This window comes from Streptomyces sp. NPDC000345 (genome assembly GCF_042898825.1).
In the GTDB taxonomy this organism is placed as follows: Bacteria; Actinomycetota; Actinomycetes; order Streptomycetales; family Streptomycetaceae; genus Streptomyces.
In genome coordinates, this window is the sequence record NZ_JBIAZE010000002.1 from 487,982 (window position 1) to 512,344 (window position 24,363).

General features: G+C 73.3%; 17 protein-coding genes and 1 pseudogene. 14 read left to right on the top strand and 4 right to left on the bottom strand.

Annotated features, from left to right (window positions below; all coding sequences use genetic code 11):
- The first annotated feature begins 228 nt into the window (after window positions 1-228).
- From ACFY30_RS06615 to ACFY30_RS06630, 4 genes are read left to right on the top strand one after another with little or no spacing between them, the layout of a single operon-like run.
- A complete protein-coding gene (locus ACFY30_RS06615) occupies window positions 229-3,501 on the top strand; it encodes a sigma-70 family RNA polymerase sigma factor (RefSeq protein WP_390844045.1) in 3,273 nt (1,090 codons plus the stop codon).
- A gap of 49 nt (window positions 3,502-3,550) precedes the next feature.
- Window positions 3,551-6,676, top strand: coding sequence for a helicase-related protein (locus ACFY30_RS06620; protein ID WP_390844046.1), 3,126 nt, complete (start codon window positions 3,551-3,553; stop codon window positions 6,674-6,676).
- Window positions 6,673-8,520 carry a DrmB family protein gene (gene drmB / locus ACFY30_RS06625; RefSeq protein ID WP_390844047.1) on the top strand — a complete coding sequence of 616 codons (1,848 nt, stop codon included), beginning with the start codon at window positions 6,673-6,675 and terminating at the stop codon, window positions 8,518-8,520. The genes ACFY30_RS06620 and drmB overlap by 4 nt, the downstream gene beginning before the upstream one ends.
- Window positions 8,517-9,599, top strand: a complete 1,083-nt coding sequence (locus ACFY30_RS06630; RefSeq protein ID WP_390844048.1) for a DNA helicase — start codon at window positions 8,517-8,519, stop codon at window positions 9,597-9,599. Before drmB ends, ACFY30_RS06630 begins: the two co-directional genes overlap by 4 nt.
- Window positions 9,600-9,830: 231 nt before the next feature.
- Here ACFY30_RS06630 and ACFY30_RS06635 read toward each other — a convergent pair whose 3' ends face one another.
- The gene (locus ACFY30_RS06635; protein ID WP_390844049.1) at window positions 9,831-10,223 is read right to left on the bottom strand and encodes an SCO5389 family protein; all 393 of its coding nucleotides are present in this window, start codon (window positions 10,221-10,223) and stop codon (window positions 9,831-9,833) included.
- Window positions 10,224-10,292: 69 nt separating this feature from the next.
- Window positions 10,293-11,240 (bottom strand): ATP-binding protein, encoded by a 948-nt coding sequence (locus ACFY30_RS06640; RefSeq protein WP_390844050.1) that lies wholly within the window; start codon window positions 11,238-11,240, stop codon window positions 10,293-10,295.
- Between the two features lie 150 nt (window positions 11,241-11,390).
- Between ACFY30_RS06640 and ACFY30_RS06645 the strand changes: the two genes are divergently transcribed.
- From ACFY30_RS06645 to ACFY30_RS06660, 4 genes are read left to right on the top strand one after another with little or no spacing between them, the layout of a single operon-like run.
- Window positions 11,391-11,960: a GNAT family N-acetyltransferase gene (locus tag ACFY30_RS06645; RefSeq protein WP_390844051.1), complete on the top strand. Its 570-nt coding sequence runs from the start codon at window positions 11,391-11,393 to the stop codon at window positions 11,958-11,960.
- A gap of 13 nt (window positions 11,961-11,973) precedes the next feature.
- Window positions 11,974-13,473: an ABC transporter substrate-binding protein gene (locus ACFY30_RS06650; protein ID WP_390844052.1), complete on the top strand. Its 1,500-nt coding sequence runs from the start codon at window positions 11,974-11,976 to the stop codon at window positions 13,471-13,473.
- 5 nt (window positions 13,474-13,478) lie between these two features.
- Window positions 13,479-15,266, top strand: coding sequence for an ABC transporter permease subunit (locus ACFY30_RS06655; protein ID WP_390844053.1), 1,788 nt, complete (start codon window positions 13,479-13,481; stop codon window positions 15,264-15,266).
- Window positions 15,263-16,498 (top strand): MDR family MFS transporter, encoded by a 1,236-nt coding sequence (locus tag ACFY30_RS06660; protein ID WP_390844054.1) that lies wholly within the window; start codon window positions 15,263-15,265, stop codon window positions 16,496-16,498. Before ACFY30_RS06655 ends, ACFY30_RS06660 begins: the two co-directional genes overlap by 4 nt.
- A gap of 537 nt (window positions 16,499-17,035) precedes the next feature.
- On the opposite strand, the gene ACFY30_RS06665 is transcribed toward ACFY30_RS06660, so the two are convergent.
- A complete protein-coding gene (locus ACFY30_RS06665; protein WP_390844055.1) occupies window positions 17,036-17,794 on the bottom strand; it encodes a CDP-alcohol phosphatidyltransferase family protein in 759 nt (252 codons plus the stop codon).
- 108 nt (window positions 17,795-17,902) lie between these two features.
- Between ACFY30_RS06665 and ACFY30_RS06670 the strand changes: the two genes are divergently transcribed.
- The 5 genes and pseudogenes from ACFY30_RS06670 to ACFY30_RS06690 form a co-directional block, all read left to right on the top strand.
- Window positions 17,903-18,895, top strand: a complete 993-nt coding sequence (locus tag ACFY30_RS06670) for a zinc-binding alcohol dehydrogenase (protein ID WP_390844056.1) — start codon at window positions 17,903-17,905, stop codon at window positions 18,893-18,895.
- Window positions 18,896-19,011: 116 nt separating this feature from the next.
- Window positions 19,012-19,410: a 6-pyruvoyl tetrahydropterin synthase family protein gene (locus tag ACFY30_RS06675; protein ID WP_390844057.1), complete on the top strand. Its 399-nt coding sequence runs from the start codon at window positions 19,012-19,014 to the stop codon at window positions 19,408-19,410.
- Window positions 19,407-20,588, top strand: coding sequence for a glycosyltransferase family 4 protein (locus tag ACFY30_RS06680; protein ID WP_390844058.1), 1,182 nt, complete (start codon window positions 19,407-19,409; stop codon window positions 20,586-20,588). Before ACFY30_RS06675 ends, ACFY30_RS06680 begins: the two co-directional genes overlap by 4 nt.
- On the top strand, window positions 20,585-21,625 hold the full coding sequence (locus ACFY30_RS06685; protein WP_390844059.1) for a class I SAM-dependent methyltransferase: 1,041 nt from the start codon (window positions 20,585-20,587) through the stop codon (window positions 21,623-21,625). The genes ACFY30_RS06680 and ACFY30_RS06685 overlap by 4 nt, the downstream gene beginning before the upstream one ends.
- Window positions 21,625-22,680: pseudogene (locus ACFY30_RS06690) on the top strand (YbhN family protein); the annotation flags it as partial. The gene ACFY30_RS06685 and the pseudogene ACFY30_RS06690, both read left to right, overlap by 1 nt.
- Window positions 22,681-22,790: 110 nt before the next feature.
- Here ACFY30_RS06690 and ACFY30_RS06695 read toward each other — a convergent pair.
- Entirely contained in the window at window positions 22,791-23,657 is an 867-nt protein-coding gene (locus ACFY30_RS06695; protein ID WP_390844060.1) for a creatininase family protein, read from the bottom strand.
- 39 nt (window positions 23,658-23,696) lie between these two features.
- On the opposite strand from ACFY30_RS06695, the gene ribA reads away from it, so the two are divergent.
- Entirely contained in the window at window positions 23,697-24,356 is a 660-nt protein-coding gene (ribA, locus tag ACFY30_RS06700; protein ID WP_390658656.1) for a GTP cyclohydrolase II, read from the top strand.
- The last annotated feature ends 7 nt before the right edge of the window (window positions 24,357-24,363 follow it).

Sequence of the window (24,363 nt, forward strand, 5' to 3'; positions counted from 1 at the left end):
CTGCCTGCGTTCTCGCGATGGCGAACGGGAACGCGCCCCCTGGTCTGCTGCCGCAGCGCCCATCGTGTCAGAACGGACAGTGAGGCAGTCGTCACTGTACACGAAGTGAGGGGTTATGAGTAGACATTCCATCCGTTGACATCGTCAACGCGTTTCTTCTAATCTCGATGTGAAGCAAGGGGGGATGGTGTGAGGGATCGTGTCGCCGGTGCGGGAAGTGCGCCCGGGATGAGAGCCGCTCTGGGGGATCTGCTGGTTTCGCTGAGGCGTGCCGCGGTCGGCGGGGTCGTGCCCGAGCGGGTCTTCGCGCAGCAGGTCGCGATCCTGGGGCTCGGTGAGACCGAGTCGGCCCGGCTGCGGGACGAGCTGGCTCGCTTGGGCCTGCCGGTCCGGGACGTCCGCGTGCATACAGACGCGGACTCTCCGGATGTGGAAAAGGTTGCACGGAAACGTGAAGAAAGTGTGTCGCCCCGCGGCAGGTCGGTCCTGGCGCTCCTGGCGCGCTACACGGACACCGACGGATATGTGACCTCACTCGCGCTGGACGGCGTGATCCGGCTGGCGGGGCTGACCGTCCAGGAGGCGGCCGAGCTGCGCGGGAGTGCGAGGGTGAAGGCCGCCACCGGCCGGGAGGACGAGCCCGCCGCCGCGGCTGTGTCGGCCTCGCCCGCGGGCGAGACCGGCGGCGGGCCCGAGAACGCGAAGGGGGAGCCTTCGCCGGACGCCGGTGGTTACCCCGACGCCGTGGAGGCCGCCCTGGGTGTTCTGCGCGTGGACCGGGTTCAGAGGCGGCCGGAGAACCGCATTCTCGGCGCTGAGGCGGAGGTCGGCCTGGCCGTCCTGGTGCGTGGAGGCGCCGACTCCGTCGCGCGGGAACCGGAGGAGGCGGAGCTGACGGCCCTGCCGCCCGGTGACCTCAGGATCCGGGCCCGGGACTGCCTGGTCCTGCACAACCAGCGCTTGGTGCATGCCCTGGTCCGAGGCTTTCTGGACCAGGGACTGGAGTACGACGACCTGTTCCAGCACGGTGTGCTGGGCCTGATGCGCGCCGCACGCAAGTTCGACCCGACCATGGGGAACAAGTTCTCGACGTACGCGACCTGGTGGGTGCGCCAGTCCATCACCCGGGCCATCGCGGACGAAGGAGCCCTCATCAGGATCCCCGTCCACATGCACGAGCAGATGCGCAAGGTGGCCGCCGCCGAACGCGCCCTGGCCGCGCAGGGGCGGACCGCGCGGGCCGCCGAGGTGGCGGTTCACTGCGACATCAGCGTGCGGAAGGTGGAGGAGATCCGGAAACTGAGCCGGCGCACCGACTCGCTCGACCGTGTCATCGGCGACGGAACCACCCTCGGGGACCTCATGGGGGAGCACAGAGCCCTGCCGTCGGTGGAGCAGGACGTGGTGAACACGCTCCTGATGGCCGACGTGATGGCCGTCGTGGACACGTTCTCCGAGCGCAGCGCCCGTGTCCTCGTCCGCCGGCTCGGCCTCGACGGCGACGAACCCTCGACGCTCGACGAGCTGGGGCGGGAGTACGGGGTGACCCGGGAGCGCATCCGCCAGATCGAGAGCAAGGCCCTCCCGGAGTTCAGGCTGCGGCTGCGGAGGGCAGGGGTCATCAGCGCGTACCCGGCCGGGGGCAGGCAGGAAGCCGACGGGGACGGGGAACAGGGCCGGTCAACGCAGCGTCGTGCGCGGGCCAAGGATGCGGCAGCCGCCGTTGTCGGAGAACCGCGACCGGACGGGGAGCCGGAGGCGCGGCCCGAGGTCCCGTCCGTGCCCCCACGTGATCAGGAGAGGCCGTCCCGGACCGACGAGGAGACAGCGGTGGCGGAGGAAAGCGGGACACCTCAGACGGAGGAGGCGCCCGACGCTCCCACGGAGCCGGAGGCTCTCACGGCCCCCGACGCTCCCACGGAGCCGGAGGCTCTCACGGCCCCCGACGCTCCCACGGAGCCGGAGGTTCTCACGGCCCCCGACGCTCCCACGGAGCCGGAGGTTCCGGGGGCCGCAACGGGTCCGGACGAGCCCTCTCCCCCTGTGGTTGCCGCCCGGCACCCGGCTTCAGCCGTGGAGACCGGTGCGCTCCGATCCGTGCAGTACACGGCGGACTGGGACAAGGCGCTGCGGATATCGGCGACGTTCGCGGGCGGAATCGACTGGCTCGCCGAGTATGCGCTGCTGGCACTGGGGCACGCCCAGCTCACGACGATGCTCGGCTCGCCCGCCGCCATGGAGGTGGTCCGCGCGGTACGGGAGCGGAAGGCGCCGGACCAGCAGGTGCTCGCCGCTCTGGAAGTGCTGCAGCGCGTCTTCGACACCGTGAAGGAGGCCGGTCTCCGGCCGGAGGACTTCTTCGAGCGGCCGGCCGAGGCACTGGTCGGCGTGACTCCGCGAGCGTACTTGTCCAGGAGGCCCCTGGTGCGTACCGAGTCGCGCCTCGCCCTACGCGACGCACTGCGGGAGTTCGCCGCCGAGACGCCGAGTCGAAGGGAGGCCGCGGAGCAGTCGACCGGGACCGGGGAGCGTGCAGACGGCAGCTCTGCGAACCCCCCGGACGATCACGCCGTGGAAACGGCCCCGGAATCCGACGGCCCACCATCGCCAGTACCTGGACTCAGCACCGACGACGAGGGGACACCTGCGCAGACCCAGCCGGAAGCGGGCGAGGAACTCACGCGGCAGCGAGCGGCTGCCGAGGAGGAGCTCGCACGGCAGCGAGCGGCCGCCGAGGAGGAGCTCGCGCGGCTCCGCTCCGAAGCCGACCGGCGCCTCGCCGAGGTCCGCCGCGAGCACGAGACGCAGATGGCGCGCGCACGGCACGAGCACCAACGGCGCCTCACCGAGGAACGGCAGGCCGCCGACACCCGGGTGGCCGCCGCCGAGGCGGAGACCGAGCGGCAGCTGGACGCGCTGGAGGAGACGCTGCTGCACCGCGTGGACAGAGCACTGATCCGCCAGGAGCGGCACCTGCGCGGGCAGACCGAGGAGAGGATCGCGCGCCTCAGAGAGGAGCACCGTGAAGCACAGCGCATCGCGACCGAGCGGGCGGAACGTGCCGCGGAGGAGAAGCTCTCGGCCACGCAGCGCGCCTCCCGCGATGATCAGCAGGTGGCCGTGGCCCGTCTGCGTGCCGGCCAGGCCGAGCAGCGGGCGGCCCTCGCCGAACAGCGGGCGGCCCTCGCCGAACAGCGGGCGTACGAGGGCGACCGGCGGTTGCGCCGGTACCGCGAGGAGGCCGAGGCACGTACGGAGGCACTCGAAGAGCGGCTGCGGCTGGCCGAGGCCGAACTGAGCCGACGAGACGACGCCCTCGTCGCGGCCCGCCGGGAGACGGCGGCACAGGTGGAGGCGGCCGAACGGCGAGCCGCCCAGCGGATCGCCCAGGCCGAACACGATGCCTGGGCCCGCATCGGCGAACTGCAGGAACAACTCGCAGCCGAGCGGGCGGCCGCCGTCAACCGCACGTCGTTCCGGGACCGCTGGCGCCGGTCCTGACCCGCCCGCCGTCGTCGCCCTCACGGCTCCGCACTTCTTGAGGAAGATCATGGACCCCAGACAGGAACTCGTCGCCTACCTGCACCGCCAGCTCGTCGGTCCCGTCGCGGGAGAGCACGAGACGCTCGACGCCCCGCCCGACCGGCAGTACCTCATGGGCACGCTCTACCCCCAGGAAGCGGCTCTTCAGGAGCAGTTGTCCCTTGCCGCGGAGGAACCCGAGGGGGCGGGCACGGAACGCGCGGCCGAGGACACCGCACCCGCGGACGACCCCGTTCCCGAGTCCAACTCCTGGCTGCCCTCGTCGCTCGGCTTCAGTTTCTACACCGACGCCGACACCGTGGAGGTCGGCTGCACCGGCGCGCGGTACACGACACACGCCGCCACCGGCGAACGCGGGCGCCACTGGGAGCGCGTCCCGATCCCCGCGGAAACCCATGTGCTCGGCCCGGACCGCGACCACGTGCCGGTCCTCGACGGGCGGGCCGAACTCCGCGTCCGGCGGCGCGCCTTCGGCACGGGCAGGCTGGTCACCGTCGCCCTGGTCAACTCCGCCCGCCATGAACCGGCCCTCGGCAAGACCGCCCAATGGGACCGGATGCTCTTCCAGGTGGGCCTGGAGGCCCGTCCCGTGGACGGCGAGATCCGCCAGTACCCGAGTGTGCGACTGGCCAGCCGCGACCCGGAGGAACAGGAACTCCGGCTGCAGTACGAGCACGTGCGCACCCACGCCGTGGGGCACGGGTGCGCGGTGGCGGAGGAGTACGACGCGGAAGCGCGGAAAGTGACGGTCCTGCGCGCGGCCGTCATGCCGGAGGCCGAGGTGAGCGGCGTGCGGGCCGCCGGCCTGAGCGGGTCCCCGGTCCTCGACGTGGTGCATCTGGCCGACCCCGGGATCTCCGTCGACCAGCTCCGCGAGGAACTGGGGGACTTCGTCGCCGACTACCGCGCGTGGTATGTGGGGCAACTGAACGCCGAGGTCCCCGACTGGGGACGTGACGCCGCCGACCGCATCCTCCAGCGCGTCGGCGCCGCCGTCACCCGTATCGAGTCCGGCGTGCGCACGCTGTGCGACCCGCGGCGTCCGGAACTGCTCCATGCCTTCCGTGCCGCCAACCGCGCCATGGCGCTGCAGATGCGCCACTCCGCCGCCGACCTGGCGGGCACCCGACGGTGCCGCAGCGCCGCGGTGCCCCTGGACCCCGAACCGGACCCGGCCGCCGCCTGGCGCCCCTTCCAGCTCGCGTTCTTCCTGCTCGCCCTCGACGGGATGGTGGACCCGCAGCACGCCGACCGCACCACCACGGACCTGATCTGGTTCCCGACGGGCGGCGGCAAGACGGAGGCCTACCTGCTGCTCGCCGCCTTCGCCATGGTGCTGCGCAGACGCGAACCCGACGGGGGCGGCACGGCCGTCCTCAGCCGGTACACCCTCAGCCTGCTGACGACCCAGCAGTTCCAGCGCGCCGCCACCACGGTGTGCGCCCTGGAGACCCTGCGCCGCGACGATCCCGACCAGTACGGCCAGGAGCCCTTCTCCATCGGTCTGTGGGTGGGCGAGACGACCACGCCGAACACCTACGAAAAGGCCCGGGCGGCCTTCGACGACGTACGGGCCGCCGCGAAGCCGGAGGACGTCTTCATCCTCGACCGTTGTCCGTGGTGCGGCACCAGGATCCTGCCGGCCCACAAGTCACCGGACATCGGCGACTACGGCGTGAGGGCCGCCGCCGACTCGTTCGCCTTCTTCTGCCCGCGCGCGGAGTGCGTCTTCCACGAGGAACTGCCCGTCGCCGTCGTGGACGAGCAGCTCTACGACCGGCCGCCCACCTTCGTCCTCGGCACCGTGGACAAGTTCGCCCGGCTGGCCTGGGAACCCCGCGCGGGGCGCCTGTTCGGCGCGGGGAGCCCGAACCGGCCGCCCTCGCTCGTCATCCAGGACGAACTGCACCTGCTCACCGGCCCGCTGGGCACCACCGTGGGCCTGTACGAGGCGGCCGTCCTCGGCCTGTGCACCACGCCCGACGGTGTCGGACCCAAGGTCGTGGCCTCCACGGCGACCATCCGCCGGTCGGGTGAGCAGATCCGTGCCCTGTACGGCGGCGGGGTCCAGCTCTTCCCGCCCGCCGGCCTCGACGCCCGCCACTCCTACTTCGCCGAACCCGACACATCCCGCCCCGGCCGCCGCTACCTCGGCGTCATGGCCCAGGGACACACAGCGGGCCGCGCCGCCGTGGCCACCGCCGCCGCCATGCTGCAGGGAGCGTGGGAACTGCCCGAGGAACACCGGGACGCCTACTGGACCCTGGTCGCCTATCACCACAGCCTGCGCGAACTCGGCCGCACGGTCACTGCCGCGGCCGACGACATCCCGGCGCAGTTGGCCGGACTCGACGCGGGCGCGGGCGTGAGGGAACTGGCGGACCGCCAGGTGCAGGAGCTGACCAGCAATCTCCCGCGCGCCGAGCAGCCCGTCCTCCTCGACCGCCTCGAGAAGCGGTGGGACGACCGTGAGTCCGTCTCCTTCCTGCCCTGCACCAACATGCTGTCCGTCGGTGTCGACGTGAAGCGGCTGGCGCTGATGCTCATGCAGGGCCAGCCGAAGACGACCGCCGAGTACATCCAGGCCACCAGCCGGGTCGGCCGGCACACCGTCCCCGGTCTCGTCGTCACCTTCTTCAACGCCACCCGCCCGCGGGACCGGTCGCACTACGAGAGTTTCGACGTCTACCACCGCTCCCTCTACCGGCATGTCGAACCGACCAGCGTCACCCCCTGGTCCCTGCCGTCCCGACGCCGCGCCCTGCACGCCGCGCTGGTCATCCTCGTACGGCATCGCCTGGGCCTCGCCGCCGAGAACCAGGCGGGCCAGGTGATCGAGCGCATCGCCGAAGTGGAAGCGGTGGCGGAGCAACTGGCGGCACGCGCCGACATGTGCGAGCCGTCCGCCGGCGACGCCGTGCGCAAGGAACTCGCCGGCCTCGTCGCCGACTGGGAGGACGCCGCACGCGAGGCACGCAAGGAGGGCCGCGAGCTGTACTACCGCAGCCAGGGCAAGGGACAGTCCAACCTGATCAAGAGCTTCGAACAGAAGTACGGCCTTTGGGAGACCCCGAACTCCATGCGCAACGTCGACCGGGAATGCCAGGTCTCGGTGAAGGGAGCCGACCTGTGAGCCGCAAGCTGCGGGTACGCCAGTCACAGACGGTGGTGCCGTTCGGGGTCGGAGCCGTCTTCGACATCCAGGGCGAATCGTTCGTCGCCACCGGCATCGGCGACTGGCCGAGCCGGGCCAGGCAACAGGTCGAGTCGTCACGGCTCGCCTCCCGTCTCGGCGTGACGGGCTTCTACGCCGCCCCCGCCACGGCCAACGACCGCTACGACGCGCCGGACGCACCCGGCGCGCCCTACATCCGCTTCCCGTCCTGGCTGTTCTGCGGCGCCTGTCGCCGCATGAAGCGCTGGCGCATCGCCGACGAGAAGCCGGGGCAGCCCCCTCGCTGCCCCTCCTGCTCACCCGGCCGCACGCTCGCGCCCATGAGGTTCGTGCAGATCTGCGCGGCGGGACATCTCAGCGACATCGACTGGTGGTTCTGGGCGCATTCGCGGCGCGAGGCCGCTGAACGCCGGCAGTGCGGCGAACGCGAGAAGCTGCGCTTCCTCGTCTCCGAACGAGCCTCCGGACTCGAGGCGCTCTCCGTCGCCTGCGCGGCGAAGGGCTGCGGGGCCGCACGCGGCCTGCTCGACATCCTCGGTACGCACGGGATGCGCTGCTCGGGACGGAACCCCTGGCAGCGTACGGGCGAGTCCGCGGACTGCGTCCTTCCCGTCCAGGTGGTCCAGCGCACGGCCGGAAACCTGTACTACCCGGTGGTGCATTCCGCGCTCGACATCCCCGAGACGGACGCACGGCCCCATGACGACGACGCGCTCGCCGACCTCGTACGCGGCCACGATCTGTGGGTGCAGTTGTGCCGGCACGCCGGCAAACCGCGCGCGGCCATGTTCCGAGAGGTGATCCTCGAGGACACCGGTGCCGACGAGGCCCTGCTCGACGCTCTCCTCGCCGAGGAGACGGGACAGTCTCCCCCGGATCCCTCCGACGCACCCACCGCCGCGGCCCGGCCCGATCTGAGCCGTGAGGAGTGGGCCGCGTTCACGGCGCCGGCCCCGCCGGCGACCCGCGACTTCGCCCTGCGCGAGACCACCCTCGGCCTGGCGGGCGAGACCGAGGACCCCTGGACGGGGCTGCGGCGTTGTTTCGGCCGGATCGTCCTGGCCGACCGACTGCGTGAGGTGCGCGCCCTGTCCGGCTTCACCAGGGTCTCCCCGGACGCCACGGTCGTGCCCGCGGACACGGCGCGGCGCCTGCGGTGGCTGCCGGCTGTCGAGGTCTTCGGCGAAGGGATCTTCCTGACCCTGGACAGGGGAGAACTCGCGTCCTGGGAAAGTGACATGAGAGTCCAGCGGCACGTGGCCGGCATCCGCGCGGACCTCGACCGGTCCTTCCAGAAGGACCGGCTGGAGACCCTCACCGGACCCGACCTCTCCCCTCGGTTCGTGCTCCTGCACACCCTGGCGCACCTGTTGATCCGCCAGCTCTCCTTCGAATCCGGATACACGACGGCGAGCCTGCGTGAGCGGATCTACGCCCGCCCCGAGCAGGACCAGTACGGCATCCTCGTCTACACCGCCGCGGGTGACGCCGAGGGCACCCTCGGCGGCCTCGTCCGGCAGGGCGAACCCCCTCGCCTGGCGGAGACGTTGCTCCGGATGACGGAAGCGGCCGCCTGGTGCTCGGCCGACCCACTGTGCGCCGAACACAGCGGCCAGGGCTTCGGCAACCTCAACCGCGCCGCCTGCCACGCCTGCGCGCTCCTCCCCGAAACGAGCTGCGAGGCCGGCAACACCCTGCTGGACCGCGCCCTGGTCGTGGGCGGCGAGCATGTGCCCGGCTACCTGGAGACGATCGTCGCGGCCGCTCGGGCCGCCGCAGCCACCGCACTGGAGCAGCCGTGACGCTCACCTACCTCGACCTTTCCCCCGAGCAGCGGGCCTGCCTCGTCGACCTCCCGTTCGACGGCAACCATCTGGTGAGCGGCCCGCCGGGGAGCGGCAAGAGTCTCCTGGCCGCCCAACGCGCCGTCATGCTCGCCCTCACCGGCGCCGAGGTGACCCTGCTGACCCGGTCCAACCTCTTGCGCCAGTCACTGGCCGCACTGGTTCACGCGCTCGGGCCGGCAGATCCCAAGGTCCGCGTGACGACCGCACACTCCTGGCTCTCCGCCTGGTACGGGAAGGCTCCGAGCACCGCCGACGGCTCGTACGACTGGGACGCGTGCTACGACCGTGCCGCCGGGACCGGCCCGGTACCCGGTCTCACCCTGGTCGTGGACGAGGGCCAGGACCTGCCTCCCGACTTCTACCGGCTCTGCCGGCTCCTCGGGGCACGTACGACTGTGTACGCGGACGAGTGCCAGCGCCTGACCGACACCAACTCCACGCTCGCGGAGATCGCTCGGTGCCTCGGCCGGTGCTCCCGTCTCGAACTCGACGGCAACCACCGCAACACGCGCCAGATCGCGTCTCTCGCCGCCCACTTCCACACCGGAGCCGGAATGCCCTCACTTCCGGACCGGGAAGGCCCGCCGCCCCGTCTCCATCGTCTTCCGCCACGGGGCACCGCCGACCTGTTGATCCATCTGGCGGAGAAACATCCGCGGCAGACCATCGGAGTGATCGTCAACTCCAGCCACATCCAGTTCTCCCTGCTCGGGACCCTGCAGAACCGAGCACCCCGGCTCAAGCCACAGATGTACACGTCCAAGGCGACGAAGGGCCGTTACCGGAATCTGGATCTCGACCGTCCAGGGCTGGTCCTCGTCCACCGGGCCAGCGCCAAGGGCCTCGGATTCGACACCGTCGTCGTCCCCGACGCGCACACCGACGCCGCAGCCGACCCGACCTCCGCCGCGCTGCGCATGGCCTACTACGTACTCGCCACCCGCGCCCGACGCGAACTCCACTTCGCCTACGAAGGGGACACGGAGCCCCCGCTGCTGGCTCAGGTGGGACCGGCGACGCTGCTGCGCGGCTGAAGGAAGCTGGTGCCGAGTCGGCGCGGGAGCGCGCCCTGCCGGCCGGGCCCGTCATGAACGGACACCTCAGGTTTTCGGCCCGGCGCAGGGAGGCATGCGGGCGGGCCGACAGCTCATGAGTTGCCCGTGGCCGTCCACCGTGCCGCACAGCTCGGATCCCCGCGTGAGGACCTGACCCGTCTGCTCGTACGCCGCCGCGCCCGAGCAGACGGAAGGTCAGTGACGTTCCCGTCAGCAGTCCCGCAGTTCCGCCGACTGGTTCAGCACCTGTGCCCGTGTCGACGTGAACCGGGCGTGCGTCGCGCCGTCCCGCGCGCCCGGACGGAAGGCGGCCACCCGGTGGCAGTTCTGGAAGGCGAGGGTCACGCCGAAGTGGCGTTCCAGGCTGCCGCGGATCGCGTCGCTGGCGAGGGCGCGCAGAAGCTGGCCGCGTTCCTGCTCGGACGGGGGAGGGGTCTGGTTGTCGGCGAACTCGCCGATGCCCGCGTGGAGGCGGGCGGCGAGGGACGCGACCAGGTCGTAGGCGTACGGGAGGGAGGTGCGGACGGTGTCCACGAAGTCCGCCTCGCGGATGTCACCGGCTTCGGCCTCGGCGAGGAGCTTCGGGGAGACGTCGAGAGACATGGGTGTCCTGTTCTGTGGAGGGGAGGGGAGAGGGAAGGGAGGGGGAGATGCGGTGGTGTTGCGGTGGTGTCAGGGCAGGGACGCCGGGCCGGGGACGAAGTCCGGGTCCACCTGGGCCGCCAGGTCCTGGCCCGTCGCCGCGTCCGCCCAGGCGCGGGCGTTGCGCACGTGGAACTCGACGGCGTGGCGGTGGAGGGCCGGCCAGTCCCGCACGCGGGCGTCGACCGTCTCGCGCAGGACGGCGAGGGCGTGGCGGTTGGCAGCCTCCAACTCACCCTGTGGGGTGCCCCGTTCGGCGGAGCGCACCCGGGGGGAGTGGACCAGGTGGGTGAGGAGGTCGTCACCCACCTGCTCCTTGAGGAAGAGCAGATCGTCCTCTCCGGTCACCTTGTTGCCGACCACGGCGAGCGGGATGCCGAACTCGCGGGCGTGGTCGCGGTACTGGCGGTAGACGGAGACGCCCTTGCGGGTGGGTTCGGCCACCAGGAACGTCATGTCGAAGCGGGTGAACAGTCCGGAGGCGAAGGCGTCGGCGCCGGCGGTCATGTCGACGACGACGTACTCGCCGGGGCCGTCGACGAGATGACCGAGGTAGAGCTCGACGGCGCTCAGCTTGGAGTGGTAGCAGGCCACCCCCAGGTCGCTCTCGTCGAACTCGCCGGTGACCATCAGCGGTACTCCGCCCACCCGTTGGACGTGACGTGCGTGCAGCTCGTCGTCGCCCAGCGGGCGCAGCAGCCGTGAACCACGGCCCGGCGGAGTGGTCTTGATCATCGCCTCGCGGGAGGCGATCCGCGGATTGCCGCCGCGCAGGAGGTCCTTGATCTCGCCCAGACGGGCGGCCAGGGGTGGCGCGGTGAACGCGCCGGCCTCGGGGTCGAGCGCCTCGGCCAGGTGCTGGTTGATGTCGCCGTCGACGGCCAGCACCGGCGCGCCGGACCGTGCCAGCTCGCGGGAGAACAGTGCGGACAGGGTGGTCTTGCCGCTGCCGCCCTTGCCGACGAACGCGATGCGCACCTATCGGCCCTCATTTTTGAAAATGAATGTCATGTTGCTAGGTTTAGGGCTCGGTGATGATCTCTGTCAAGTCGAGGGCGGGAGGTGGGGGATGGGTGCGGGGGCGGGTGAAGTGATCATGTGCGGGGCCTTAATGCATATGATGTGCAGGTGCATGACTACTGCATCAGGCTCGCAGGCCGTGACGACCTCGACGGCGCCCGTGCCGTCATGCTGGACACCGTCTACCGCGACTTCGGCACCGGGTACGTGCCTCGCTGGCACGGCGACATCATCGACCTGGCCGCCGCCTATCTCGCCCCGTTCCGCCACACCCTGCTGGTCGCGCTGGACGGCGTCGACGGCGAGGTCGTCGCCACCGCCGCGCTGGACTGCCGCGGGCCCGCGCATCCGCCGAACCCGAGGCACGTCGCCGAGCGCTTCCCGTCCGGGGAGACCGCGCAACTGCGCCGGGTGTACGTGCGGCCCGGGCACCGCCGGCGCGGGCTCGCCCGGCACCTGGTCGCCGGCCTCCTCGCCTTCGCGGCCGCGGACGGCGGATACCGCTCCGTCTACCTGCACACCGACCCCGCCGTGGAGGGGGCCGAGGGCTTCTGGCGGTCGCTCGGCCACGTGGTGCACGACGAGCGCGAGGACCCCGGCGGCGGCCAGGGGATCGTCCACTTCGAGGTCCCCCTGCCCGCCCTCACCACATCAGCCCTGTCCTTTCTCACCCCCTAGGTCGGAACTCCCCATGCGCCCTCCCCGCCGCCCGCGTCGCCTCACCGCGCTCCTGCTCACCCCGTTCCTCGCCGGCTGCTTCGCCTCCACCGGCGCGGGCGGCGGGGCGGCCGGCGGCGAGGACGGTTCCCGGCTGCGCGTCGCCCTCGCCTTCCCGCCCGCCGAGAACCTCTCCCCGTACGGCGCCGACGCCACGATCCTCAGCCGCCTCGGCGTCACCGAGGGCCTGACCGCCCTCGACGCCAACGGCGCCGCCACGCCCGCGCTCGCCGCGTCCTGGCGGCGCGAGGACGACCGGACCTGGCTGTTCACCCTGCGCGAGGCCGTCTTCCAGGACGGCACGGCCGTCACACCGGCCGCCGTGGTCAACGCCCTCACCCGCGCCACCCGGGCCGAGCCCGTCCCCGCCGCGCTCTCCGGCGTCACCCTCACGGCGAAGGCGGCGGGCACCACGGGCGTACGGATCACCACCACCGACCCCGACGCCGTCCTGCCCCTGCGTCTGGCCGGCCCCTCCCTCGCCGTCCTCGCCCCGAGCGCCTACGAGGAGAAGGACGCCGTCGACCCGGCCGGCACCGCCACCGGGCCCTTCGAGCTCACCGAGGTCACCGGCACCACCGCCGCCGGCCTCGACCGGTTCGACGACTACTGGGGCGGCCGCGCCCACGCCTCGGGTATCGACGCCCGCTTCATCGCCGACGGCACCGCCCGCGCGAACGCCCTGCGCACCGGCCAGGTCGACCTCGCCGAGGCGATACCCGTCGCCCAGGCCGCCACGCTCGACGCGGACACCCGCCGCGAGACCGCCACCACCCGCACCACCAGCCTGTTCCTCAACACCCGGTCGGACGTCTTCGCGGACCCGGCCCTGCGCGCCGCCGCCCGCGCCGCCGTCGACACCGCCGCGCTCGCCGAGGGCGTGTACGAGGGACACGCCGACGCCGGAGCAGGCCTCTACGGTCCCGCCGTCACCTGGGCCGACGGCGAACGGGCCCGGCCCGCCGGGCGCGCGGAGCCCGGGAACCCCGACGGCGCCTCGCTCACCCTCGCCACCTACGACAACCGGCCCGAACTCCCCGAAGTCGCCCAGGTGGTGAAGCAGCAGCTGGAGAAGGCCGGATTCACGGTGAAGCTGGAGGTGCGCGAGTACGCGCGGCTGGAGAGCGACGCGCTGGCCGGGAAGTTCGACGCGTTCGTCGGCGCCCGCAACAGCCTCCTCGACACCGGAGACCCGGTCTCCCTCCTCGCCGGCGACTTCACCTGCGACGGCGGCTACAACCTGGCGCTGCTGTGCGACGATGCGGTCGACCGGGCCGTCGCGGCGGCACAGGGCACCGCCGAGACCGGCGAACGCCAGGAAGCCGCCCTGAACGCCGAGGCCGTCGTCCTCGGCACCGACGCCGTCGTCCCGCTGGTCCACCAGCGCGTCGTCACCGGCGTGGCCGCCGACGTCGGCGGGGTGCTGCTCGACCCGTACGAGCGCACCCTCGTCGGTGCCGGCACCCGGCGCTGAGCCGCATGGCAAGCAGGATGGGCACGCTGCTGTGGCGTGCCGGACTCGCCGCGGCGCTGGTGTGCGGGATCGGGCTGCTGCCCTGGCTCTCGCACACCGATCCGGCGCTCACCGTCCTCAAGGCCCGCAACGCCGACCGCGCACCCTCCCCGGAGGTCCTGGCCGGCATCCGCGACCGACTCCATCTCGACGACGGACCGTTGCGGCTCCTCGCGCGGTGGCTCGGCGGGCTGCCGCACGGGGACGCCGGACGGTCCTGGATCTCCGGCGCCGAGGTCGCGCCCGCCGTCGCGCAGGCGCTGGGCGTGTCCCTGCTGCTCATGGCGGTGTCCCTCGTCGTCGCCGGCGGCACGGCCGCCGTGGTGTGCGCCCGCACCCTGTGCCTCGGCGCCCGCCGGCGCCTGGACGGGCGGCCCCCGGGCGGCTCGGGCTCCGCCGTGCTCGCCGCGCTGCCCGAGTTCCTCACCGCGTCCGTCCTCGCCACCGTCGTCGGCGTGCAGTGGGGATGGCTGCCCGCCCTCGGCTGGTACGGGCCCCGGTGGACCGTCCTGCCCGCGCTCGCCCTCGGCCTGCCCGCCGGCGCCGTGCTCGGGCGTCTCCTCGACGACCGGCTGCCCGCGGCCTTCGCCGAGCCCTGGGCGATGGCGGCCGCCGCGCGGGGACTGCCCGGCCGGAGCATCGCCCGCCAGGCGCTGCGCCGCTGCGTCCCCGCCCTGCTGCCCAATCTCGGGCTGTTCGCCGTGGGACTCACCGGCGGGGCGGTCGCCGTCGAGCAGATCTTCGACATCCCGGGTCTCGGCCGGACCACCCTGCGGGCCGCGCTCGCCCAGGACCTCCCCGTCCTCCAGGCCGGCACGCTCGCACTCGTCGCTCTCGCCGCCGTCACCACGGCCGTGGCCCGTCTCGCCGCCCGACGGCTGACCGGTCCCGCGCTGCGCGACAGCGCGCTGCACACACTCCACGGGCCCGCGCACACCGTCCACGGGGTACCGTCGACCGCCCACAGGATCCTGGCTGTCGCATACAGTTTTCCGCTGGTCGCCGTCGTCGCCCTCGGCCTCCCCCGCGACCCCCTGGCCCTCGACACCACCACCCGCCTCCGACCCCCCTCCGCCGCCCACCCCTTCGGCACCGACGCCCTGGGCCGGGACATGCTCGCCCGCGTCGCCCACGGCGCCCTCGACACCCTCCTGCTCGCCCTCGCCATCAGCGCGCTCGCCCTGGTCGCCGGGACGCTGCTCGGCCTGCTGCCCCGGCTGTCCGGGCCGCTCGTCGACACCGTCAACGCCGTACCACCCGTCCTGGCCGCCCTTCTCGTCACCGCGCTCTGGGGCAGCGGGAGCACGACCCCGGTACTCGCGGTGGCCGCCGTGGCCTGGGCGCCGCTCGCCGCGCACACCTCCGCCCTGCTGCGGCAGGAGCGGGCCACCCTGCATCTGGCCGCCACCCGCGCCCTGGGGGCCGACCGCTGGTACCTGCTGAGGAGCGAACTCCTGCCGGCCGTCCTGCCGGCCGTCACCCGGCACGCCCTCCTGCGGCTGCCCGGAGTCGCCCTCGCCCTCGCCTCGCTCGGCTTCCTCGGCCTCGGCGCCCAGCCGCCGTCCCCCGAGTGGGGCCTGCTGCTCGCCGAGAACCAGCCCTACGCCGAACGCGCCCCCTGGGCCGTCCTCGCCCCCGCCGCCGTGCTCGCCCTGCTGGGCGCCCTCGCGGTCACGGCGACCGGGGCACTGCGACGGACGCGGCGCCCGGCGAGGCAAGTACCGCTCCGCGCGGCCGCGTTGGCGGACGCATGATGACGGCCCTCTCCCTGCGGCGGAGTTCACCCGGTGAGGTCCGGATCTCTCCTCTCCTCCGAGTGCTCGTCCTCACCCAACTCGCCTTCAACATCGCCTTCTTCGCGGTGCTCCCCTTCCTCGCCGGGCATCTGGGCGGTGCGGTCGGCATGGCGGGATGGCTCGTCGGGTTCGTGCTGGGGCTGCGGACCTTCAGCCAGCAGGGGCTGTTCCTGGTCGGCGGGGCCCTGGCCGACCGGTACGGTGTGCGGCCCGTCGTCCTCACGGGCTGCGCGCTCAGGATCGCCGGGTTCGGCTGGCTCGGGTACGCCGAGCAGGCCTGGGCGGTGACCGGCGCGGTGCTGCTGACCGGGTTCGCGGCCGCGCTCTTCTCGCCGGCGGTCGAGTCGGAGGTGGCCCGGCAGGCCGTCGCGCACGAGGAGGCGGGCGGCGGCTCGCGGACCCGGGTGCTGGCGCTGTTCACGGTCGCCGGACAGGCCGGGGCGTTCGTCGGACCGCTGGTGGGCGCGCTGCTGCTGTCGGTCGACTTCCGCACGGTGTGCCTGGCCGGGGCCGGGGTCTTCGCCCTCGTGCTCGCGGCCCACGCGTGGCTGCTGCCACGGCACATCCCCGGCCGCCGGCTCGTCCGGATCCGGGGCGGGACGGGGCCGTTGCTGCGCAACCGCCGCTTCCTCGCCCTGTGCTGCGTGTACGGCGCCCATCTCCTCGCCTACAACCAGCTCTACCTCGCCCTGCCCGCCGAGGTGGAGCGCGCGGCGGGTTCGCAGGCCCCGCTGGCCTGGCTGTTCGCGCTGTCGTCGCTGCTGGTGGTGACCGTGCAGCTGCCCGTCACCCGAGGGGTGGGGGAGCGGTTCGGCCCGCGCCGCGCGACGGCGGCCGGGCTGGCGCTGATCGCCGGCGGGTTCGCGGTGGTGGCCGCCGCCCTGCCCGCCGGGCGGACCGGGACGGCCGGGCTGCTGCCGGCCGCCGGGTTCGTCGTCCTGCTCACCCTCGGCCAGATGCTGGTCGCGCCCGCCGCCCGCGCCTGGGTGCCCGACCTCGCCGAGGACGGCCGGCTCGGCCTGTACACCGGGGCGCTGTCCTCGGTCTCCGGGCTGATCGTGCTGCTCGGCAGCGCGGCCACGGGCACCCTCCTCGACTCCGGTCTGCCCCCGGCCGTGCCCTGGCTGCTGCTGGCCGCCGTACCGGTCACCGCGATCACCCTGCTGCCCCGCCGCCCGCACAAGGCCTGACCCGCGAGCACCGGCCTCGCGACAGCCGACCCGCCCCGCCGCGGCAACGCGGTCGGCAGGGCGGCGGGAACCCGGCCGGCAGGGTCGTAGGAGCGGCGCGGCGGACGCCGCCGTGGCACCGGTGCCGACACCGTCGTGGAAGCTGCGCCGGACGGGGTCGCCGGAGCTCGGTCGGTACGGTCGCGGGATCGTGGTCGGCAGGGTCGTAGGAGCGGCGCGGCGGACGCTGCCGTGGCACCGGTGCCGACACCGTCGTAGAACCTGCGCCGGACGGGGTCGCCGGAGCTCGGTCGGTACGGTCGCGGGAACGCGGTCGGTACGGTCGCGGGAGCGGTGCAGCCGAGCCCGCCGCGGGACCGGTGCCGACCTCGCCGCAGTGCCGCGACCGACCCCGCCGCACGACCCGCCGTCATCGCGGACGCGGCAGCGCATGCCGTGGGCCGGGGCGTACGGAAGGGCCCGGACCGTCCTTGACGGCGCGGGCCCTTTCCCGTGGGTGACTGCGGACTCCCGAAAGGAGGGAGCCGGCTCGGGGCGTTACGCGAGCTCCAGCACCCGCTGTTCCGCCGGGAGACCCGACCGCGTGCGCGAGGTGCGCCACAGCCACAGCACGTCCCGGCCGAACGACCAGAGCAGGGAGCCGAGGGCCAGCAGCATGATGCCGAAGTTGGCCGTGTAGGGCAGCAGATCGGCGCCCGCGACCAGCAGGCAGACGCCCTGGAGCGCGGCGACCGTCTTGCGGGCCATGCTCGGCGGGAGCGGTGCGTTGAGCCAGGGGGCGACGCGGGCGGCGGCGACGAAGCCGTAGCGCATGGCGCCGATCAGCAGCACCCACGGACCCAGCGCCATCGAGACGTACACGCTGAGGACGAGGATCAGGAACGCGTCGACCTCCATGTCGAAGCGCGCCCCCAGCGCCGTCGAGGTGCCGGTGCGGCGGGCGACCTTGCCGTCGACGCCGTCGAGGATCAGGGCCACCGCGGTGAGCCCGACCAGCAGGGTCACCGGCGGGGTGCTCGCGAAGGAGTCCGCGACCAGGGCGGTCACGCCGCCGACCAGCGTCGCGCGGCCGAGGGTCACCCGGTTGGCGGGACCGAAGGAACGCAGCCGGGAGCGGTGCAGCGCCCGGGAGAGCACCGCCCAGGTGGCGACGGCGAAGACGAGACCGGTCACCCAGCCCGCCGGCCCCATGCCGATCGCCGAGCCGAGCAGGGCCAGCAACAGGATCTGAACGCCCGCTCCCACAGCGGTCTCCTGCTGGACCAGCCTTGCGTCGTAAGTGTTGTTCAGGGCCACCGCACATTCCTCCGGCCAGGTGACAGAGATGATCAGTGCCGCGTACTGTGCGCGACCTGTGCACACCTCGGTACGTGCACCGGTTCCAGATCGTTCAGGAGGATGCCGATGAACCGCACCGGACGCGCGTTCTGGCTCAACTCTCCGGGCCAGGGCGAGATACGCGATGTCGCCCTGCCGGACCCGGCCGAGGGCGAGGTCGTCGTCCGCTCGCTGTACTCCGGGGTCAGCCGCGGCACGGAGACCCTCGTCTTCCGCGGCGGGGTGCCCGAGAGCCAGCACGCCGTCATGCGGGCGCCCTTCCAGGAAGGCGACTTCCCGGCGCCCGTGAAGTACGGCTACCTCAACGTGGGGCTGGTCGAGGAGGGGCCGGCGCAGCTCGTCGGGCAAACCGTGTTCTGCCTGTATCCGCATCAGACGCGGTACGTCGTGCCCGCCTCGGCGGTGACGGTCGTACCTCAGTCCGTGCCCGCCGAACGGGCCGTGCTCGCCGGCACCGTGGAGACCGCCGTCAACGCGCTGTGGGACGCGAAGCCGCTGATCGGCGACCGGATCGCGGTGGTCGGCGGCGGCATGGTCGGCTGCTCGGTCGCCGCGCTGCTGGCCCGCTTCCCCGGCGTGCGCGTGCAGTTGGTGGACGCCGATCCCGCGCGGGCGAAGACCGCCGGGGCACTCGGCGTGGACTTCGCCCTGCCGCAGGACGCGCTCGGCGGCTGCGACCTCGTCGTGCACGCCAGCGCCACCGAGGCGGGCCTCACCCGCTCCCTGGAACTGCTGACCGCCGAGGGCACCGTCGTCGAACTGAGCTGGTACGGCGACCGGCAGGTGTCCCTCCCGCTCGGCGAGGCGTTCCACTCCCGCCGCCTGGTCATCCGCAGCAGCCAGGTCGGCACCGTCTCCCCGGCCCGCCCGAACCGCGACTACGCCGACCGGCTGGCGCTCGCCCTCGACCTGCTCGCGGACCCGGCGCTCGACGCGCTCGTCACCGGAGAAAGCGCCTTCGAGGAACTGCCCGAGGTGATGCCGAGGCTCGCGTCGGGGGAGATCCCCGCGCTCTGTCACCGCGTCACGTATGCGCCGGGTACCAGCAAGAGCGCCTGACCTGAGAAAAGAGTGAGATCCGGCTGAACAAGGGGAACGGAAGAGCCGTACTACACGGCATCCCCCGGCGGTCAACGGCCGGGGGACCAGACGCGCCGCACCTGGAGGGTCGTCCGTTGTTCAGTGTCACCGTCCGCGATCACATCATGATCGCCCACAGCTTCCGCGGCGAGGTCTTCGGACCCGCGCAGCGCCTGCACGGAGCGACGTTCCTGGTGGACGCCACGTTCCGCCGCGACCAGCTGGACGACGACAACATCGTCGTCGACATCGGACTGGCCACCCAGGAACTCGGGGCGGTGGTCAGCGAGCTGAACTACCGCAACCTGGACAACGAGCCCGATTTCGCCGGGGTCAACACCTCCACCGAGTTCCTGGCCAAGGTCGTCGCGGACCGGCTCGCCGAGCGGATCCACAAGGGCGCGCTCGGCGAGGGCGCCCGGGGTATCGCCTCGCTCTCCGTCACCCTGCACGAGTCGCACATCGCCTGGGCGAGTTACGAGCGTGCGCTGTGACCGACGTGACCCTGGAGAAGGCCCCGCTCGCCTACGTGCCCGCACAGACGGCCGTTCCCAAGATGGGCGACATCATCCCCATGTCCCTGCGCTCCGTGCACTTCGTCATGCCGGGCGGTGTCGACGACCCGGCGAACCCCAGCGGCGGCAACGCCTACGACCGGCGGGTCTGCCTGGACCTGCCCGGTTTCGGCTGGCAGGTCCACAAGCACCTGCTGAACGGCTCCTGGCCGCGCCCGGAGGCGGCGGCCCGCACCGAACTGGCGCGCACCCTGGCCGAGTTCCCGGACGGCACGGTCGTCCTGCTCGACGGGCTGGTCGCCTGCGGCGTCCCGGAGGTCGTCGTCCCGGAGGCGGAGCGGCTGCGGCTCGCGGTCCTCGTCCACCTGCCGCTGGGCGACGAGACGGGGCTCGAGCCACTGGTGGCCGCCGAACTCGACACCAGGGAGCGGGCCGTGCTGCGGGCCGTGCCCGCGGTGATCGCCACCAGCGACTGGGCGGTGCGCCGGCTCGTCTCCCACCACGGCCTGGCCCCGGAGAAGGTGCACTGCGCCGCTCCCGGCGCCGACATCGCGCCCCTCGCCTCCGGCACCGACGGGGTCTCCCGGCTGCTGTGCGTGGCCGCCGTGACCCCGCGCAAGGGCCAGCACCGGCTGGTGGAGGCGCTGGCCGCGGTGACCGACCTGCGGTGGAGCTGTGTGTGCGTGGGCGGCCTGGGCCAGGACCCGGAGTACGTCGCCCATCTGCGCGGTCTCATCCGTGAGTACGGCCTCGAGGACCGGCTGGAGCTCGCCGGCCCGAAGACGGGCGCCGAGCTCGACGCCGCCTACGCCTCCGCCGACCTGATGGTCCTCACCTCCTACGCCGAGACGTACGGCATGGCGGTCACCGAGGCCCTCGCCCGCGGCATCCCGGTGCTGGCGACGGACGTCGGCGGGCTGCCCGAGGCGGTCGGCCGCGCCCCCGACGGCGGGATGCCCGGCATCCTCGTCCCGCCGGAGAACCCGGCCGCCCTCGCCGCCGAACTGCGCGGCTGGTTCGGCGAGGCGGACGTGCGGCGCCGGCTGAAGGCCGCCGCGCGCAGCCGCCGGGCCGCCCTGAACGGCTGGGCGTCCACCGCCCAGAGCCTGGCCGGCGTCCTGGGCCGGCTTCCCAGCGAACCCCGGAGGGCGGCATGAGGAAGACGACGGCGACCCCGGCGGACGTGGCCCGCCAGATCGGCCGCATACCGGCCCAGCCGGGCCCCAAGGAGGCCGAACCCATGACAGAGACCGTGATCGCGGATGCCTCCGGCGCCGGTGGCGACGCCGTCATCGAGGGCGCCGGCCCCGTCACCCGGCCCGGCGAGCGGCCCACCGTACGGCTGCGGGACACAGGTCCCGAGGAGCAGCCCCGGTACGCGCCCGAGTGGCTGCAGCTGCGGGAGCCCGCCGACGCGGCCGCCCGGGCCGCGGACCTGCTGGACCCGCTGCGGATCCGGCTCGCCAACCTGCCCGGCCGCCCCGGCGGTCTGGCCGTGCACGACCTCGGCTGCGGCACCGGCTCGATGGGCCGCTGGCTCGCGCCCCGCCTGGACGGCGGCCAGCACTGGATCCTGCACGACCGCGACCCCTACCTGCTGCACTTCGCCGCCGTGGCCTCCCCGCGCGCGGCCGCCGACGGCAGCCGGGTCACCGTCGAGACCCGGCGCGGCGACGTCGCCCGGCTCACCCCGGACGCCCTGGCCGGCGCCTCCCTGGTCACCGCCTCCGCGCTGCTCGACGTCCTCACCCGCGAGGAGGTCGAGACGCTCGCCGCCGCCTGCGCGGGCGCGGGCTGCCCGGCGCTGCTGACGCTCTCCGTCGCCGGCCGAGTCGACTTCGGCACCCCGGACCCGCTGGACGAGGAGATCGCCGCCGCGTTCAACGACCACCAGCGGCGCGGCGGCCTCCTCGGCCCCGACGCGGTGACCGTCGCGTGCGAGGCGTTCGCCGCCCACGGCGCCACCGTCAAGGTCCACCCGAGCCCCTGGCGGCTCGGCCCCGAGAGCGCCGCGCTGACCGCCCAGTGGCTGCGCGGCTGGGTCGGCGCGGCCGTCGAGCAGCGCCCCGGACTGGCCGAGCGGGCAGAGGCCTACCTCGCCGCCCGCCTCGCCGCCTGCCAGGCGGGCGAGCTGCGGGTCACCGTCCACCACAGCGACCTGCTGGCGCTGGCCCGGCCGACGGGCGGGGCCTGATGAGCGCCGAGACGGTGAGCGCACGGGCCGAGCCGGCCGCGCCCGTGGTGTGGGGGGCGGGCGCACCGGCCGTCCGGCGGCCGCCCCGCGCCCCGTCGGTGGCCCGCACCGGGCCCGCCGTGTCCGGGGCCCGCATCGGCGTCATCGTCACCGAGGCGCACCGCACACCGCCCGCACGGCGCCGGCTGCTCACCTCCCGCGCCCTGCGCGCCCACTTCGGGACCGTCGCCGGGACCGTCATCCTCGCGGTGCTGCTGTGGCGGATGGGCACCGGCGTCTTCCTCGACGGGCTGCGGCGGATCGACGCGCCGACCCTGCTGACCGGAGTGGGGATCGGCGCGGTCACCACCGTGTTCAGCGCCTGGCGTTGGGCGCTGGTGGCGCGCGGGCTGCGGATCCGGCTGCCGCTCGGCGCGGCCGTCGCCGACTATTACCGGGCGCTGTTCCTCAACGCGGCCCTGCCCGGCGGGATCCTCGGCGACGTGCACCGCGCCGTGCGGCACGGGCAGAGCGCCGGTGACGTCGGGCGCGGTGTGCGGGCGGTCGTCCTGGAGCGCACGGCGGGGCAGCTCGCGCTGGCCGGCGCGGGCGTGACGGTCCTGCTGGTGCTGCCGTCCCCGGTGAGGGACGAGATGCGCGCCCTCGCCCCGCTGGTCCTGCCGGCCGGGGCGGGCGCGCTCGCCGTCGTCCTCGCGCTGCGCATGAACTCCTCCGCCCGGCGTCCCGGCGGACGGGTGAGGAAGACGCTGGCCGAGGCGCGCGAGGGGCTGCTGTCGCGGAGCAACGGGCCCGGCGTCGCCCTGTCGTCGGTGGTCGTGCTGGCCGGATACGTGGCGATGTTCGTCGTGTCCGCCCGGGTCGCTGGCTCCACCGCCTCCGTGCTCACCCTGCTGCCGATCGCGATGCTCGCCCTGCTCGCCATGGGCGTGCCGCTCAACGTCGGCGGCTGGGGCCCCCGCGAGGGCGTCACCGCCTGGGCGTTCGGCGCGGCCGGACTCGGCGCGAGCACCGGCCTGACGGTGGCGGTGGTGTACGGGGTGCTGAGCTTCGTGGCGGCGCTGCCCGGGGCGGTCGTCCTCGTCGTGCGCTGGTACGCCTCCGTACGGGCCGGCGCGACCCCGGCGAGCGGGGCGGCCGAGGCGGCCGCCCCCGGATCCGGCGCCGACTACTCGGAGCCGGCCGCCTCTGCCCCGGTCGAGGGCGTCCCGGCTCCCAGCGCGGGCGTCCCGGTTCCCAGGGCGGGCGTCGAGGCACCCCGGGCGGGCGCCCCGGCGCCCGCCGAGGTCAGCAATGCGAAATACGCTCCGAAGGAATCCGCCAGGCTCGCCAGCAGTTCCTTCCCCTTTTCCGCGGACCCCAGGGAAGGACGGCCGATGACGCCCGAATCGGTATAGGCGGACATTCCCAGCGTGAGCAGATGGCGACGGTCGTCCGCGACGAAATCGGCGGACTCGTAACCGGGCCGGACCAGTTCGGGATGGGCGTGCAGCAGGATCGAGGTCTCGATTTCCCCGGCGTGCATGTCGGTGAGGAGTGAGGTCTCCACCCCGGACCGTTCCCGCGCCGCCTCCCAGTCCTCCGGGGCCGGGAAGAGCGCCATCCGCTCACCGCGGGCGGAGGACTCCTGGACCGCGTTGCCCAGGACGTAGTTCCCGCCGTGTCCGTTGACCAGCACCAGGGCCTCGACGCCCGAGCGGCGCAGCGAGGCCGCTATGTCCCGTACCACCGAGTGAAGGGTCACGGAGGAGATGCTGACGGTCCCCGGCCAGGCCGCGTGCTCGTGCGAGCAGGCGATGGTCACCGGCGGAAGGAGGTGCACCGGGTACGTCTCGGCGATCTCCCGGGCGATGGCACAGGCGACCAGCGTGTCGGTGGCCAGCGGCAGGTACGGACCGTGCTGTTCGAAGCTCCCGACCGGCAGGACCGCCACCCGTGTCGCCGCGCCGGCCCCCCGGGCGCGGACGTCCTCGGTGGTGTCCGCCGGAACCAGTCCGTACGCCGTCGCCGCCGTCCGTATGTCCGAACCACTCATCTTTACAGGGCCTTTCGTCTCCGCTTAGGAATCAGAATCATGACAGAAAAAATTGGCGTACTCGGCAAGAAGACCTCGCAGCGCACCGGGGTGGAACGCGTGGTGAATGCCCCCCTGCCGACCGTGTACGGGAAATTCCAGGCGGTCGGCTACCTCGACCACGACCGCGGTGACGAACAAGTCGCGCTGGTGTACGGCGAGATCGGCAGCGAGGACGTGCTGACCCGGCTGCACTCGGAGTGCCTGACCGGCGACGCGTTCGGCTCCCAGCACTGCGAGTGCGGCGACCAGCTGGAGTCGGCGCTGCGCGCCGTCGTCGCCGCGGGCAGCGGGATCGTCGTCTACCTGCGCGGACACGAGGGGCGCGGTATCGGTCTGCTCGGCAAGCTGCGCGCGATGGCGCTGCAGGCGGAGGGCCTGGACACCGTCGAGGCGAACGTGGCGCTGGGCTTCCCGGTGGACGCCCGCGACTACAAGGTGGCCGCCGACATCCTGCGCGACCTGGGCGTGCGGTCCGTGCGCCTGATGTCGAACAACCCGCGCAAGCGCGAGGCGCTGGTCGACAACGGCATCCAGGTCGCCGAGGAGGTGCCGCTGCTGATCGAGCCCTGCGAGAACAACATCACGTACCTGCGCACCAAGCGGGAGCGCATGGACCACCGGCTGCCCCACCTGGACGCGGTGGCGCACTGGTCCTGAGCGCGCC